Origin of the sequence: Streptomyces araujoniae, assembly GCF_050871195.1 — a bacterium.
Classification (GTDB): domain Bacteria; phylum Actinomycetota; class Actinomycetes; order Streptomycetales; family Streptomycetaceae; genus Streptomyces; species Streptomyces bacillaris.
This window is the reverse complement of record NZ_CP194070.1, coordinates 652,605-668,279: the sequence shown is the minus strand read 5'-3', so window position 1 is coordinate 668,279 and position 15,675 is coordinate 652,605. Positions and strand designations below refer to the sequence as shown.

10 protein-coding genes are annotated in these 15,675 nt (G+C 67.3%); 2 read left to right on the top strand and 8 right to left on the bottom strand.

Features of this window, described 5'->3' with window-relative positions; genetic code table 11:
* Position 1: 1 nt before the first annotated feature.
* Positions 2-997 carry a hypothetical protein gene (locus ACQ9ZG_RS02735; protein WP_109915085.1) on the top strand — a complete coding sequence of 332 codons (996 nt, stop codon included), beginning with the start codon at positions 2-4 and terminating at the stop codon, positions 995-997.
* Positions 998-1,291: 294 nt separating this feature from the next.
* Here the strand turns inward: ACQ9ZG_RS02735 and ACQ9ZG_RS02730 are convergent, their stop codons facing one another.
* From ACQ9ZG_RS02730 to ACQ9ZG_RS02695, 8 genes are all read right to left on the bottom strand, one after another.
* The gene (locus ACQ9ZG_RS02730) at positions 1,292-2,308 is read right to left on the bottom strand and encodes a hypothetical protein (protein ID WP_499279806.1); all 1,017 of its coding nucleotides are present in this window, start codon (positions 2,306-2,308) and stop codon (positions 1,292-1,294) included.
* 496 nt (positions 2,309-2,804) lie between these two features.
* The gene (locus tag ACQ9ZG_RS02725; protein WP_109915083.1) at positions 2,805-4,736 is read right to left on the bottom strand and encodes a DUF2357 domain-containing protein; all 1,932 of its coding nucleotides are present in this window, start codon (positions 4,734-4,736) and stop codon (positions 2,805-2,807) included.
* A complete protein-coding gene (locus tag ACQ9ZG_RS02720) occupies positions 4,733-7,099 on the bottom strand; it encodes a hypothetical protein (protein WP_146225663.1) in 2,367 nt (788 codons plus the stop codon). Before ACQ9ZG_RS02720 ends, ACQ9ZG_RS02725 begins: the two co-directional genes overlap by 4 nt.
* Before the next feature lie 9 nt (positions 7,100-7,108).
* Positions 7,109-8,551 (bottom strand): hypothetical protein, encoded by a 1,443-nt coding sequence (locus ACQ9ZG_RS02715; protein WP_109915081.1) that lies wholly within the window; start codon positions 8,549-8,551, stop codon positions 7,109-7,111.
* On the bottom strand, positions 8,535-11,948 hold the full coding sequence (locus ACQ9ZG_RS02710; protein WP_109915080.1) for a DEAD/DEAH box helicase: 3,414 nt from the start codon (positions 11,946-11,948) through the stop codon (positions 8,535-8,537). Before ACQ9ZG_RS02710 ends, ACQ9ZG_RS02715 begins: the two co-directional genes overlap by 17 nt.
* On the bottom strand, positions 11,945-13,342 hold the full coding sequence (locus tag ACQ9ZG_RS02705) for a protein kinase domain-containing protein (protein WP_109915079.1): 1,398 nt from the start codon (positions 13,340-13,342) through the stop codon (positions 11,945-11,947). Before ACQ9ZG_RS02705 ends, ACQ9ZG_RS02710 begins: the two co-directional genes overlap by 4 nt.
* A 32-nt stretch (positions 13,343-13,374) precedes the next feature.
* Entirely contained in the window at positions 13,375-14,028 is a 654-nt protein-coding gene (locus ACQ9ZG_RS02700; RefSeq protein WP_109915078.1) for a vWA domain-containing protein, read from the bottom strand.
* A gap of 549 nt (positions 14,029-14,577) precedes the next feature.
* Positions 14,578-14,937, bottom strand: coding sequence for a hypothetical protein (locus ACQ9ZG_RS02695; RefSeq protein ID WP_109915077.1), 360 nt, complete (start codon positions 14,935-14,937; stop codon positions 14,578-14,580).
* A gap of 85 nt (positions 14,938-15,022) precedes the next feature.
* Between ACQ9ZG_RS02695 and ACQ9ZG_RS02690 the strand changes: the two genes are divergently transcribed.
* Complete coding sequence (locus tag ACQ9ZG_RS02690) at positions 15,023-15,190, top strand: hypothetical protein (RefSeq protein WP_181398200.1); 168 nt, start codon at positions 15,023-15,025, stop codon at positions 15,188-15,190.
* Positions 15,191-15,675 lie beyond the last annotated feature (485 nt).

Below are 15,675 nucleotides of genomic sequence, written 5' to 3'. Positions count from 1 at the left end.
CGTGACCATCTACTCTCAGCACGCCACCCGTGGAAAGACGCAGATCCTGGCGACCTACGAGGGTCCGGACGGCGTTGTATCCAAGGCTGTGACGAGTCTTGCCGAGCCTCGCCTCGGGGGCCTGGTTGTTGACGCCCTCAATCGAATTTCCGCCTTCGCTACCGTCCCTGTCAGCATCCACGACTGCCGGGAACGGCGTGTGGGCTATTACCCGCGTACGCAGCTTGCCGCGCTCACAGACCCTGCCACCCGCACCGCTCTTCTCGATGGTTCCCACAGTCTGTGGTTCGAGTACGTCTGCCTACGGCTCCATCAGGCGCTCGTCGACCTGGAAAGTGCCATGGCGGCTCTCCCCGACACGGTCAGCAGAGCGATCCGGGCCGAACTGGAGGCAGAGAAGCACGGATTGCAGGCAGGACTCGCGGACTTCTCGGGAACTTCCTCGGAGGAGGATCCGGGGACCGAGCGCTGCTGGGAATTCGGCCACCCCCTCGTGAAGTACGACGACGGGCTGGACACGCTGAGCGACAAGACGCGCGAGCAGCTCGACCGACGCGAGTCGGTATACACCTCGGAGGAACGGGATAAGGCCATCGCCGCCCTCCGGGTGCTGGTCACCGCGCACGCCCAGGGCGGCGACGTGGGGGCTTCACTCGACGACCCCAGCTGTCGCCTCTTCGTGGAGCCGTTCGACTCCGACGGCTTCTACCTCACGATCGAAGCGCCGGAGCCAGACGACGACGAGACTTCGTGGGAGATCGAGGTCGGCCGATGGGTGCCGGACGATCCCGAGGAGGAGCCCGGGAACCACACCAGCGCGACAGGCCACGACATGGTCGGCTGTGCCCTTCCGGTCGCGCCGACCGCCGAGGAGATCGCTCATCTGCTGAAGTCCGTGGACGAGAAGCCGCTGCTACTCGCCGAGTGGGCTGAGACGCCCGTGGGAGCGGTCCTCGCAGGGACGGCGATGGTGGTGACCGAACGGTACGACTCGTAATCCGGGTCGGCAAGGAAGCCGTGACGCCGGCGTGATGGGCTGGGAACGGTCCGCCACCGCATGCCGAGCGGATGCTTCAGCCGTGGTGGTCGCCCCGCGAGGTGACGGCCGCGGCTGGCCCGGCGTGCGTTGCCATCCGGATGGGCTGGGGTTGTCCTGGCGGAGTTTGGTGGAGTCGAGGGCTAGCAACTTGGACAACTGCGGAGTGCCTATAGCTGGAAAGCGGGCCCCTCCTCAGAGTCCGACCCCGGCCCAGGAGGGGGGCTGAAATGCCGCTGTGCTGTCCAGTCTGCGTCAGGGGCAGCAGGAAAATCGGGGTATGGGCAGCGGGTTCGGTAGCGGGTAGCGCGTCCAGCCGGTGTCGTGGTCCCAGTGCAGGACGTGGGTCTGGTCCAGCAGGCAGCCGACCCAGAGGCCGGTGATGCCGGCCGGTACGTTCGGAGACCGCGAGGGCAGCAGGCCCGGGGCGGCGAGGCGGTGCCATGCGGAGGAACGCATCCAGGTGAGCCAGAAGAACACCTCGCGGCGCGGTCGGTCGGAAGCCGCGTTGAGCTTCAGGGCCAGGTCCTCGTGCAGCCCGAACTCGACTTCCAGCAAGTCCACCAGTTCCGTTCCGCCGTCGGCGTCAGCGATGGGCGGCGGGTTCGCCGGGAGCGCGATCCGCCAGCTCAGGGATCGTGCGAGGGTGATCCGTTCGCTCACGTCCTGGCGGGCCAGTTCGGCGAGTTCAGCATCGGTGTGGCGACCGGGGAAAAGGGCTCGCGTCGTCTCGGCCGACTTCCGTTCGTCCTCGGTCCGGCGCTTCTCCAGTGAAGCGAGGAAGTCCGGATCGAACGACCACAGCACCGGGCCCATCCGGAGTGGTTCCGGGAGGGGAGAGGGCGGTGGGGGCTTTCCCTGGCGGCGGTTCTTCTCGGCCTTCCCGGCCCAGTGGTCCGGGTTGAAAGCCGGCATCTGGTCGTACCCCGTCAGCAGGCCTGCGCTGATGTAGCCGGTACTCGTCTCGCTGGGCACGGAACAACCGAAGGCCACCCCAGTACCGCTCAGCACGCCGTACGGGCACGACTCCTCATGGAATGGCCGCTCGATACAGGCCGTGCCGGGGCCGAAGCGGTTCACGCCACGCCGTTCCAGCTCAGCCAGGGCCGGGCTGATGACGGTCAGGGGATCCCTGAAACGAGGGTGCCCCTTGCGGCCCCCGTAGGTTGCCTTCGGCGTGCTCTCGAACACCACGTGCCAGCCCAGATTCAACTCGGGCACCGCACGCTTCTTGAGGTACGGCTCCCAGGAGCGCCGGTTCTGCTCAGCCACACTGCTGGTCACCTGTGTGACCTCGACTACCCGATCGTCGCCGCACATAAGGTAGAAGCGCCCGTCGGGGGCAGCGCGCACCTCGTGGGAATCACCGCATCGAGGGCAGCGATCGTACGGTTCGACGGTCTCACCCGTGCAGTACCGCAGGACGCCTGCCGCCCTCAGCTCCACCGGATCACTTGCTCGGGGCATGAGCCCCGTCCGTCCCCGCAGGCGCTTCGTCCGCACGAGTCGTCTCCTGTACCGGCACGTCGTCCGGTCGGTGCATCCGCCTTCGAGGGGATAGCTTCGCACTTCGGGGAGGCACGTCGCGATATGCTGCGCGGCGGCCAGCCGACGAGGGGGCGGAAGGCGTGGCGTCACGTCGGCCTGGGAGACAGAAGATGTCAGGACGAGACGATCCTCTGCCGCTGGATCCCCCCCACCGGCCAACTCAGCGGCCTTTTCAGTTCCGAGCCAACTGACTGGAACAAACGTAGGACCAAACGCCCAGTTAGTCTGGGGTCCGAGTTGAACATCCGCGTGGACAGGAAACGGCTCGAGTCGCCTGGCCGCAGGTGCTGCACGCCGGGCAAATGAACTGACCGGTGCCCTCCGATGCCCAGCACGGGACAGCCAGAAAGGCGCCACCGAGACGGCCGTCGAGGTCGGACTCGGGGGCTCCGGTAGCGGCGGAGCCATCCGGTTCCAGTAGTGGGAAGGTCCGTCTACAGGCCAGGCAGCGGCGGAGCTCCCAGCGGGTGCGGCACGCGGAACAGAGTGCTGCGAACAGGCCGCCTTCGCGGGGCTCGAACATGGTCTGACGCTGAGAGCCGGTTTTGGCACACACCGGGCACACTTCGAGCAGTTCGGCCTGGACGGCTGCGTCCTTCAACGTCTCGGAAACAGTCCGCAGTCGCTGGACTTCGTGCTTCGCTGCTCGATTACTGGCGTGCCGCCCTTGGGCCGTCTTGAGCAGGACGGAGAGCTGCTCAAGCTCCCCCGAGCCTGGGGCGCGCACGACCGCCACACCGTCGGGACGGGGCTCGAGCCAGTCACAGCTCGCCACAGTGGAACGCGTGCCGGCGGGCACGGGGACGGTGAGAGGGTAGCGGCGCGCGTCGGCGCCCAAGGTGGCCCATTGGACGGCCCGCACCAGACGGCTGACGCTGAAGATGTCCAGTGGGGACAACGGGGCAACGCTGACATGCTGCCCGGACGCATAGCCGTCGCCGTGCCCGATCCGATACGCCGCCCCGGTGACGTGGGGCTCTGCGTCCTGGCGTTCCTGGAGCAGTCCCGGATGGACGATGAGATCGTCGCACTCGGTGGCCGGCCGGTCACGACAGACGCCTGAGATCGAAGTGGCGATGGAGGCTGCGTCGGGAGCCGTGCACAGGTCGATCGTGAACGGAATGACGCGCAGCGCCTGGCGGTCACGCCAGTGAAGGGTGAAGTCGCCTGTCCGGGACCAGGTGACCGTCAACTGCTGACCGCGCATGCGGAAGCGGGTGGTCCGGCCGGGGGCAGGAGCCGGCTGATGGGCGTCCGGGGTGGCCTGAAGCAGTGTGCAGGCGAGGAGCAGCAGGAGGCCGGTGAACCGTTCGAAGGCGACGCGGATCTCCTGGCGGCGCTGGGCGGTCTCGGCCTCCCCGGGGCGTACGGTGGCGACGGTGACGCAGGCCTGCCAGAGTGAGGCCACCCTGCGGTAGTGCGGGTCGCTGCTGAGCAGATTCGTGGGATGCAGTTCGCGCGGTGGTGCGGAGCGGTGGTCGACCGCGCGCGCCAACGGTGAACTCAGCATGACCTCCACTACCGCAAGCAGCGATTCCAGGGTCCGCAGACGCGTTCCCGCGGCCGCCCGTTGCCGACCGGAGTCCTCGATGTTTCTCAGCAGCCTGGCCAGGTCCCGCCGGGCCCGCCAGGAGGTCTCCTCAGAAGTCATGAGCAGACCGTGTACATCGTCCGTCATCCTGCTGAGGTCCCTGAGCTGTGTGACCCGTTGCTGCAGGTGCGACCGCATGACATCAAGGACAGCCACAGCGACTCGGTTCTCGTAGATGTCGGCGTCCTCCTCACTGCGCCGGGCCAGTAGACGGCTGGGGCGCACGCCGGCGAGCGTGTGCGAGGCCCAGTCCTCGGGCCGGGAAGCCAGGCGCGCCGCAGCGCCGGAAGCGATCGAGCGGACCCGGGACGTCGGCACCACCTCCTCCACCGTGCGCAGACGCGTGTACGGACGGTGGCAGACCGCGCGCAGCGCACCGGACTCGCGCTCGAAGACGTCCTCCACCGGCAAGGCCTCGGCCTCCTCGGCGACATCGAGGATGATCGGAGGCATGGTCAGCCAGTCGTCGAGCGTGGCGGCTTCGCTGAGACGGGCTGACAGAGCCAGAAGATGACGGACGAGGAGGGAGTCCAGTTCCGGCTCGGCTGCTTCCCGCTTCATTGCCGACCACGTGAGCGGAGCTCGTCGTCCAGCAGCCGTCGCGTCGTCGTTGGTTCGTGAGCGCCGTCGAACCGCCTCAGACTTTCGACGAGGTCGGTGCGCAATGTGTCGAGGGTGTCGCTATGGATGTCGTACCGTCCCCGGACCGAGCGCAGGATGCGTGTGGCCAGAAGATGGTCCAACGCCTCACCCGGGCTGCCTCCTGCGGCGACCACGACGGGTGCGAACTGCTTGATTTGCCTCTCGAGCCGGTTACCCCACCCGATGCGCAGTTCCTCCGCGAGACGATTGCGCCAGTGGGTGTTGAGGAATTCGATGATGCCGTCGGCCTGCACGCCGTAGGTGGCCTGTGCCCTGTCGAAGGACTGGGTGAGACCTTGATGGCCGAGCGGTTCCGGGAACGCGGGTGCCGTCTCCGGTACGTCCGGGTGCTGCCAGGGCAGCTCCAGGACGAAGGCCCGGTCGTAGGTCTTGTCGGCGAAGCCGACGGTTGTCTCGTCGTGATTGGCGGTGCCGATGAACCAGACGTTGTCCGGGACGGCTATGTGCGTTCCGTCGATGATCAGGTCGGCAGGGTTTCTGACCGGTGCCGTGGTCAGTGCCAGACTGGGCCGGTCCTTAATGGCCAGTGCCGACAACACTCCGCTGAAATATTGTTCCGGATGGGAGAGGTTCATCTCGTCGAGGACGATGAAGAAGGGCCGGTCCTTGAAAGCCGGGCACTGGGCACGGTACAGAGCCTTGGTGAACTCGGATTCGTAGAAGATCCGGTCGAAGCTGTTGTAGTAGCCCATGAGGTCCTGCGGGTCGCGCCAGCCGGCCTGGACGGGCACCACGGCGGCGCTGCTGTCACTGCCGAAGGCGATGGCAAGCGCGCGGGCCAGACCGGTCTTCCCGATACCGCTGATGCCCTGGAAAAGATGGAGACGGCTCATCGCCATGCCCGCCAGGACCAGGCGCAGGTCGGACTGACGGTAGGAGAGACCGGCCTGCTGGCGGATGACCGCCTGCAGCTGGGGTACCAGCTCTGGCATAGCCGGCGTACGTGTGTCGAAGGGCCGGGGCGTGCCGAACTCCCGGTCCATGTACGAGCAGGCCGGAAATGCCTGGCCTTCCTTGCCGACCTGGGCCGTGGCCCGGAGCTTGGCCGCTTCCTCGTTGAGCAGGTGCTGCAGTTGGTCGTTGGCAGCGCGCAACCAGTTGTTCTGTTCGAGGTAATTCTGACGCTCGTTGACCGCGATGCGATCACGTTGGAGCGCTGACTCCAGTTCCCCGCGCTCCCGAACCAGCTCTTCGTTGTCGGCGGCGAGGCGCTTGACCTGCTGCCGCAGCTGCTCGAGCAGGAGGGCGTCGGCTTGTGGCGCGGCGGCGTTCTCCTCCAGGAGACGCGCGTTCTCGGCGCGAAGCTCGGTCAGGCGCTCGACGACCTGCTCCAGGGTCATGCCCCCCAGCGACGCCAATGCGCCGTCGTACTCGTTGAGTCGGACGCTCAGACGTCCGTGCCCCTCGGTGAGGACGGTAATCCTGTGCCGGCTCTCCTCCATCTGCTGAAGCAACTGGCCGGTACGGCTCGTCACCTCATGTTCGAACCGTTCCGCACGGGTGACCTGCTGCTCCTTGAGGGCGGCCTTGACGTGGGCGACGTCCTCATGTTCGTTCTCCAGCTGGAGCCGGGCGGATCGCAGATCTCTCTCGCGTTGGGCGAGTTCGCTCTCCCGCTCGTCCAGCGCCGCCTGAGTGTCGGCCAGGCGACGCTGTTCCTCGCTCCACCGTGCCTGTCGGTCCTGGCGTTCGGTGTCCAGCGCGGCCACGGCCGTCCGGCGCTGCTCCGTCAGCCAGGCCTCAAGCTCTCGGCCTGCCTCCAGGTGGCGTTCGGTGAATGCCGCTTCGGCCGCCTGCTCGCGGTCGGACAGATCGCGGTCCCTGCGGTCGAGAAGTTCCGTGCGGGAGTCCAGCGCGGCGCTCCTCTCCTGCAGGGCTGCGGCTTCCTCGGCCCGTTGCGCGGCCGCGGCAGTGAGTTCCTCCTGCTCGGCACGGAGCGCCTCCGCCTGCACCGACAACGAGGTCGCTGCGGCTGCCTGGCGCTCGGCGAGTGCACGGTACCGCTGCCAGGCCGACGCGAGGTTGGAGCTCGAGTCGTCGGACCCGGCCCCCGCCGCGACCACCACCTGGGCCTCGTCCGCTACCTGCCGTATCTCCTCCACCAGCGCCGTGGTGTTGTCGGCGCTCTTCGGGCCGGTGGGGGAAACCATCGGGGCCGGCTGACGGGCACGGGCGGCCTCGGTGTGCGGAGGAGCGGGCGGCCGTCCCGGCCAGACCGTCCCCTTGCCCTTCTGACGCGTGCGTGTCTGCCTCTTGCCCATGTCGTCAGTTCACCTCTTGCTGATTGTGGTTCGGCCGCTGCTCAGACCGAGCAAGTGGCGGGCCGCGTCGTAGGCGAGAGTCCGGATCTGGTCCAGCTCATCAGGGGCCGGTGCGCCGGTCGGTCCGTGCGTCGCGTTGTTGCGCAGGATGCGTGACCGGTCGAGATCCTCCAGGAGGGTGGGGCGCTCGCGGATGAACGCGGCGAGCGGATGCTGCGCGTTCTCCCCGGCCGCCCAGACGGCTCTGATGACGTCTCCGGCCAGCCCGCCGGCCGGTCTGGAGCAGTACTTGCGCATCTCCGGCGGCACGGATGTGGCACCCAGGCGCTGGGCGGTCAGTACGAACGTGCGCTCCCGCACCCCCGGCTCCCTGGATGGTGGGATCCGGGCAGGGAACCGTTCGTTGAGCTCGGGGAGTATGCACTCGAAGACGCGAATGGCGTTGCGTGCGGCGTTCTCCCGTTCCCGCGCGGTGTCCTTCAGCAGCGCCAGCTCGATGTCCGCAAGGTGGGTCAACACCTCGGAGTTGTTCCGGATTTCCTCGCCGAGCATACGTACCACGTCGGCGCGGGCATCCTCGGCGAGCTCCCGGTCGACCTTGCGCGCGGCGGTGGTCCGGTCGTGGCGGCTCTTTCCGAGCATGTCGTCGATCAGGCGGGCCAACTGCTCGTCGGTCTCTGCACGGGTGGCCAGAAGATCTGCGAAAGGCCGCCCGTCGCCCACCGCGAACGGGTCCTCCACGGTCCACATGCGTCCGGACCCGTCGTTGCCCTCGACGACGTAGCACACGACATGGGCCGGGTTCGCCGTACCATGGAACCCGATCCGTCGGGCCACCCCCACAGAGCTGTCCGGATCACGGGAAGCACCGCGCAGGCCCCGCGCCGCCAGGTCGTGACTCTTGCAGGCTTCGAGGACATCACGTTCCGACGGGCGCATCCAGGAACCGCCGGCCCGGAGCGTCAGCGCGCTAACCTCCCGGGAGGCGCCAGCGGTACCGAACTGGATGGTGACCCAGCGGCCGCGATGTGCTCGCAGGTCGGCGCGTACGGGATCGGCGACCAGGATACGAGGCAACAGCATTCCGGTGGCCGGGTCCTGGAAGACACGGACGAGCCGGGGCTCCGTCTCGGCGACTTCGCCTTCGGCCACGGTGCGCCGCCCCGCCTCGGTCAGCTGCAGCCCGTGTGCCATCAGCTGCCCCTCCACGAGCCGGGCGATCACCGTGCGGCACAGGGCAGTGTCCAGCCCGATCAACCGGGACAGGTCACCGACATCGCGGACCCCGGCGGCACACAGGCGCAGCACCACGGTCTGGAAGACATCCAGTGTCCGGGAGTAGCCGGTCGGTGCCGTTGCCTGGTGAACCCACACGGGCAGGAGAACGGGCCGGTACCGTTGGCGGGGTGGGACGGCCAGCTGGAAGACAGGGGTCTCACGGTCGAACGACACGGCCGTCCACTCCCTTCCGGCACAGCTTCAGGAACCCGGCAAGAGGCTTGACCGCCTCCGGACTGCCGGGGCCGAACATGTCGTCGTCGCCCACCACGGCCAGCACCCGCTGCTGGCGGCTCATCGCCACGCACAGCCGGTTGGCGACGGTCAGGTGCCCGTAGGCGCGCTTGGCGTCGTTCCGCGCGACTGGTGTGCAGCTGCGCACAGTGGACAGATAGGTGACCGAGAACTCCATGCCCTGGAAGGCATCGACGGTGCCGACCCGCAATCGGTCGAGCGGCGCGCCGTCCTCGTCACGGCTGAGCCGGGTCACGGGGCGCCACCCGCCCGCATCGGTGAACTCGGCGAGTCCGGCCTTCTTCAGCTCCTTCCACACCTCGGTGACCTGCGCGGCGTAGAACGAGATGACACCGAAGGTCATCCTCGGGTACCGCTCGATCAGCGCGGCTATCTCCGCGGCGATGACGATGGCCTCGGCGTGGCGGGCGCGGCTCGTTCCCCGTTGGGTCTCACCGCCGGCGGACTGCGGCACGGGAAGCCATACCGCGGGAACTTCGCCGTATCGTTCGATCCCGTGGGTGAAGTCACTCGCCTCACGGCCGTTGCGTAATTGCCCCTGGTAGAAGTTGTCGCTGACGAAGCTGCCGAGTACCGGATGCATGCGGAACTGGGTGTCGAGACGGACGAACCGGGAGTGCCCGTCGGAGGAGCTGTGCTCCCACTGCCGGGCCAGTCGTTGGAACAAACTCTCCTGCAGCCGCTCACGGACGTCGTCGCCGAGCGAACTCAGCTCGCGCTCCACGTCGGGTTCCAGCATGTGGGGAAGCTGGGCGTGGTCACCGACCAGCACGATCCGGCGGCGGGCCTGGGCGAGAGGGATGAGGAGATCCAGAGGGTTGGCCCGCGCTGCCTCGTCGACGACGACCGACTCGAACGCTCCGTCCCGACGGCCGACATCGACCATGGCTTTGGAAACGGCCTGCTGGCAGGTCGAGGCCAGCGAGACGGTGTAGGCGCGGAGTGTGTCGTCGACACCTTCTGGGTCGCTGCGCAGATCATCCCGGTAATCCAGCAGCGCCGCGGCTATGGCGTCGGGTGACCGGGTCACCGCTTCCGCGAGCTGTGCTGCGAGCCGGTCGAGGAGGTCGACGATTGCGGGATCGGCCACGGTGACCTCTGGAAGCCGGATGCGCGCGGTGAGACGGTCGAGCAGGGCATTGCGCAACGCAGTGAGCGCGTTGAGCAGTTCGGTGTGTGGTGCGGTGGCGCTGATTGCCGCACGCAGAGGTTCCTGGTAAGAGATGCCGTCGAACAGCGGACTGTCGGCGAGTGCCAGCCGTGTCAACAGCGCCCGGGCTGTGCGGGGCCCGTCATCGTGGAATCCGGTTGCGGTGCAGCGCAGCGACCGGATGTAGGGCAGCAGATCCGCGCGCACGTCGGGGTCGGCCATGGCGGCGGCTCGCATGCGCTGCTGTTCGGCCCGGTCCCTGTGACTGCGGAGTTCCCCGACCAGTGACGGTTCGGCGATGTCCCCGACCTGGGTGAGTACCTGGTCCAGGAAGCGCGACAGGCTCTCGGGTGGGACCGGCGCCGCCCGATAGGTGGCGGCCAGCTCGGCGGCGGCTCGCCGGGCAGCCAGATGAGGCCCGGCCGGGCGCTCACGCAACCGCAGGTCGGCAGCACGGGCTGCCTCGATACGCCAGGTGTCCAGTGCCACTTTGCTGCCCCGACCGCGCGAATCCACCTTGAGCGGTGGAAGCCCGAAGACCCAGCCACGAGTGACGAGGTGGTCCACCGCCGCATGCTGGAAACTCGTCAACAGGGTGCTCCCGGCCACATCTCCCCCCTGAGCGAGATCGCCCAACTGGTTGACCAGAGCAGCGATCACCTGGGTTTTGCCGGTGCCCGGTGGCCCTTGGATGATCGCGACGTCAGGAGTGTTGAGGGCGGTGAGCACCGCCTCCCGCTGGGCCGGCGTCGGTCCGTGAGGAGCGAAGCAGCTGAGCGCGGAGGGGGAGAGCTTCGTGATTCGCTGCCGTGCCGCCTGCGGCCAGGTTCCTCCCTCCAGGAGAGTCGGCAGCGCAGGAATGTGCGTTCCGTCGGTGCGCAGCTGCTGCATGGCCTTTTCGCGCCGGTCGAGCCGACGTTGGTCGCCGCGGTGCGCCAGGTAGAGCCACCCTTGAGGGGGCGGGTCCTGCTGGTTGTTGAGGGTCGCAGTGAGCCTCAGGACCTCGGTGACACTGTCGTATCCGAGCGGTTCTCCGACCCAGGCCTTCACCTTCTGCGCGCGGGATGCGACGAGCCATTCCCGGTCGGTCATCGCGGTGTCCGTCACGGAGGCCGGAAGCCTCTCGGCAGCCTCGAGCTCGACGCGTTCGGCCGCAGCTGTGTTCTCCAACGCGGCTCGGGTACGTGGCAGGGCCCGGCCGAGGTCCACAGTGAACGCGCAGCGGCCGTCGGACTCGACCTTGACGTCGGTGTAGCGGATGCTTCCGAAGTCGCGGAGGCGTCTCCTGATGTGGCGCGCCTCCAGCTCCTGGTACCTGTCCCACATGGCCAGGTAGCCGTTCTGGCTGGCCACCAGGTCGAGGCCCTGCTGTATCCTCTCGCGGTCCCGCTGTCTGGCGGTCATGTCGCGGAACTCGATGGATCCGACGGCGAGTGCCTTCTGAACGGCGCCGCCTCGGTCATGGACCGAGCTGAGCAAGCGGACGATGCGGTAGCCGGCACTGTGTTTCTCGACATCGGCCATGAGCCCTGGCCCGTGCACCCGGAAGCCGGCTGCGAAGCTTCCGGCCGGTCCGGCCGAGACCACCATGCGCCTTGCGTCCGCTGGAGCCCCGGGACGGGGCTCCAGAAGGAGTTCGCGTGCCATGAACTCCATAAGCGAACCGACGTTGATGGTGTCCGTGCGGTCCGCGTACTTGGTGGCGTCCTCCAGGACGGCGTCGTCGACATCGAGGAGCAGTCCGGTGCTGAGCGGTACCGCGAGTCCTGTGGCAGGCGCGTAGATGTGAACCCGCACGGTGAAAGGAGTGCCGGCCGCCGACGAGGACTGATGCGGGTTTCCAGTACGGCGCCGAGGCGGCGGGACGGGCGTGGGCGGTCGCGGGCGGACAGGATGTGCGGTCACTGCCACACAAGTGGTCCCGGCCGCCTGGACCCGATCGAGCTTCCGCTCGTCCTTCGGAGTGGCCGGCCTGATCCCGAACGTGGCGGTATCGGTGACCAGGTCTAATTGGCCTGTAGGCCGGTGATGGAGCCGGACCTCGACGCCGTCGGGGATGGCCTGGTCGGTGAACTCCTGTGGCACTCGATGCCAGAGGAAGGACAGGAGCACGGGTTCGCCCGGCATACGGGCCGGCATCGCCGGCTCTTTGGGGCGCACGCTCACCCGCTCGCCTCCAGCGTCATCAGACGTACCCAGCGATGGATGACACCCTGCCTGCCGAAGTGAAGCGTCCAGGAACGGCCGTCGACCGGCACGGTTGCCTGGCTTCCCTGACCGATCTCACGCCACGGCCGACCGTCCTGGTGGTCGAGCCAGAGACTGTCGCGCGAGAGGTTTGACACAGTCACATCCTGGCCATGGCACCGCAAATGCGCGACCACCGCATCGAGCTGGTCCGGGGCGGGTGAGGTATGACGGGCCGTCAGTGTCGTCAGGCTGTCGGGGCGCAGCACGGTGAAGTCGGGCAGAGGCACCTCCGACAGCTCTACAAGGGGAGTGTCGTCTTCGGTCCCGACCGGGCCGGTCAGTCCGTGGCGCAGCAGCCAGACCCGTCCTCGGGGCTTGCCGCAGGCCAGACATGAGGAGGCCGCGGCTCGGTAGCTCCAGTGACACTCCGGGCACTCGACCGTCTGTCCCGCTGCTGAGTGCAGCGCTGCGGCCCACCGGGCAGCCGACGGCCGGACCAAAGGATCGGTCACGGCGTCCACGAAGCACCGGGTGGCCAGGCCCCACAGTTGACCGGACAGCATCTCTTCCCGTGGTGTGATGCCCAAGGTGCACTCGTTGGTGCGGTCAGTGGGATGATCGATCCAGGGAAGGCGGAAACAGTCTGCGTACTCCTGTTGGTAGACGGGATCGGAGTCCAGAACCTCGTCACCACGGAACGGGTGACTTGCCGTGAGGGTCTCGAAGATCAGGACGGCGAGTGCGTGCGCGTCGGCCAGCGTCGTGGCACCACTGCGCCCGGACACGATTTCCGGTGCCCCGTATCCCGGGGTGTGCACCGGCGCAGATGCGACAGTCGAGACAAGACCGAGATTGTCCACGTCAATGAGGCGGATCTCCTGCTGCTCGGGAGCTGCGGAGACGAGCACGTTCGAGGGTGACAGGTCCTGGTACACGATGGCGCGTGAGTGAAGCCGGGCGACGGCACCCGCGAGTTTGGCGAGCAGCCGCAGTCGGCGTTCCAGGCCGCCGGTGCGCAGGTACCAGGCAGCGAGGTCTTCCTCGTCGGGCACGCACAACGTGTCCAGTGGCACCATCTCGTCGGCGAGTTCCATCACATAACCGAGCTTCGGCGGAGCGAGCAAGGCGAGGACGCCGGCCAACGGAACGCCGTCCAGCGGCAAGCGCTGGATGCGGCGCAGCCGAGTGTGAACGGCTTCTGCTGCTTCCTGAGTTGGAGCAGTGATCATCTTGATGGCGGTACGTCCGCCACGGGCCAGCCATACCTCGCCCTGGCCGCCGGCACCTATCGAGTGGGACAGCGGCCATAACTGGTGGTACTCGTCCTCGACGGGCCGCAACAGACCGCCGAGATCCCAGCGCGATGCCACGGATGTTCCTCTCGCTGCGTTCTCCGACAGGGTCAGGCGCCGAATTCGGACAGATCGTCGGGGCGCAATACCGGTGCCCGGTCCGGACGAGTGCTTCGGGCCTGCTGAGTAACGGTGACCGTGACCCAGCGGAAGTACTGCTGAATACGTCCGATGTCATGTGCCTCGAACACGCCGTTGGCCTCGTCGCTGACGAAACGGCGCAGTACGGCCTTCGCCTGTTCGGTCATGTCCGGACCGATGGCGACAGCCAGCCGGTTGGCTCGAGAACCCTTGGGGGAGTCAAGCAATCGGTCGAGGGCCTCTTCCCACTCGTCAGTGGGCATGCCGTCGGAGACGAGAACGAGAGTGGGAGAGAAGGAGCGGGCCGGTACGGCTGACTCATCGCGCAGCACCTCGTCGGCGAGTCCGAGGGCCGCGCCGAGCGGAGTGCCTCCCTGGGCTTCCATGTCGGTCCAGGAAGCCTCGGCCGCGGGCACCACATCTTGATGCAATTCGGCCCGGTTCTGACTGAAAGCGATCACGCCGACGTGGATGGCGCCTCGCCCGACATCGGCGGTAGCGAAATCGTCGAGCATGTGGCGGATGCACTCATTGAGTACATCGATCTTCTCCCGAGGTTCCCCCATGCTTCCGCTCACGTCCGCCAGTACAAGCACCGGCAACGGACGAGCCTTCGCAGCCATGAAACGCGGCGCGGCACCCACGATGTTCCCCCCATCGCTCTCACCGCACCATGGCTGCACGTCATAAGCCTAGTTGCGGCAAGGCCATTCCTAACGCTGAAGCAGACAAGGTACTACGAATCATGCTTGGGCGTGATCAGATGTAGCAACAGATTCGCTGGGGAGGGTGCCCGTCCGATATGAGGCAGATCTTGCAAAAAGTCGCATGTCGAGCAGCTGGCCGCCGACGTCGGGGGCCACGCGATGACGCTGTGGAAGTGGATGCGCCGCGCGGACATCGATGACGGCACGAAGTCCGGGACGACCAGCCAGGAGAGCGTGGAACTGCGGTAAGCGCGCCGGAGGATCAAGCTGCTGGAGCAGGAGAACGAGGTCCTGCGGCGGGCGGCGGCCTGTCTGTCGCAGGTGAACCTGCCGGGAAAAGGATCTACCCGCTCGTGAAAGAGCTGACCGGCGACGGGGTGCCCGTCACGGTCGCGTGCCGGGTGCTGAAGCTCGCCAGACAGCCTTACTGATCGTTTCAGAATGAGAGGAGTGGGCTGAGCGGGGTCAGTCCTCGAGGCGTTGCAGGATCTGCGTGAACTCGCCGTTCTCGACCAGGCCGGTGAGGACCTGGATCATGTTGCTGATGCCGGCATCGCGGACGATGAGCCCGTCCGCGCACCAGAAGTAGAGTCCTCCCAGAGCTTCGCCGCTCGCCGCCCACCGCTCCATCAGCGTTTCAACGTGACCAACCGTGCACATGATTGCACTCCACCGAGATCCATCCCGCAGCCGCACCTCGACGTCAATGTCGTTCACCGCATCGAGGTCCTCGTCGGCGTCCGGCATGAAAGCTGCTTCAAAGTGCTCGGTGTGGACGCGGTACCAGGGTTCATCCCAGCTGCCAGATGGTGTGCCGTGGCTCATCGGGCGAGTGTGCGCCGGGCCGAACTTCCCTCCTCAACTGCTTTGTTCTGGCTCGCTTCCGACGTGATCTTGTACCCGATGACCTGTGGGAGCGGATAGCCCCGCTCATCCCGCCCCGGCCACTGAGGAGATCGCTCACCTGCTGAAGTCCGTGGGCGAGAAGCCGCTGCTGCTTGTCGAGTGGGCCGAGGCGCCCGCGGGAGCGGCGCTCGCAGGAACGGCGATGGTGGTGACCGAACGCTGCGACTCGTGATCCGGGTCGACAAGGAAGTAGTAAAGCCGGCGTGATGGGCTGGGAACGGCCCGCCACCTCATGCCGAGCGGATGCTTCAGCCATGGTGGTCACCCCGCGGAGTGACGGCCACGGCTGGACCGGCGGCGTTGCCATCCGGATAGGCTGGGGTTGCCTTAACGGAGTTTGGTGGACACAAACAAGGACAACCCGGAGCGGCAGGTGCGGTTGAGCTTCCTGGGGTGATCGCACGGCTCCGCAGGCCATGCCGCCGGTCCTGCGTGGCATGCGCACCCGACGGAGACGCCTTGCGCAGTACGGACCTGAACGTGATCGAGCGGTCCCGGAGTGCATCACACACAGGCGTGCCTCGTCCGCCCACCTGGCGTACTCGTCGACGGTTTGCGCCAGTGGGGCGGACCGGGCGTGGTCACCGTGGTCGGATGCGGTCGCCGGTCGACTCACGCGAGCCGGCTCCCGCGCCGCTGCGCTACTGGTGGAAGGGC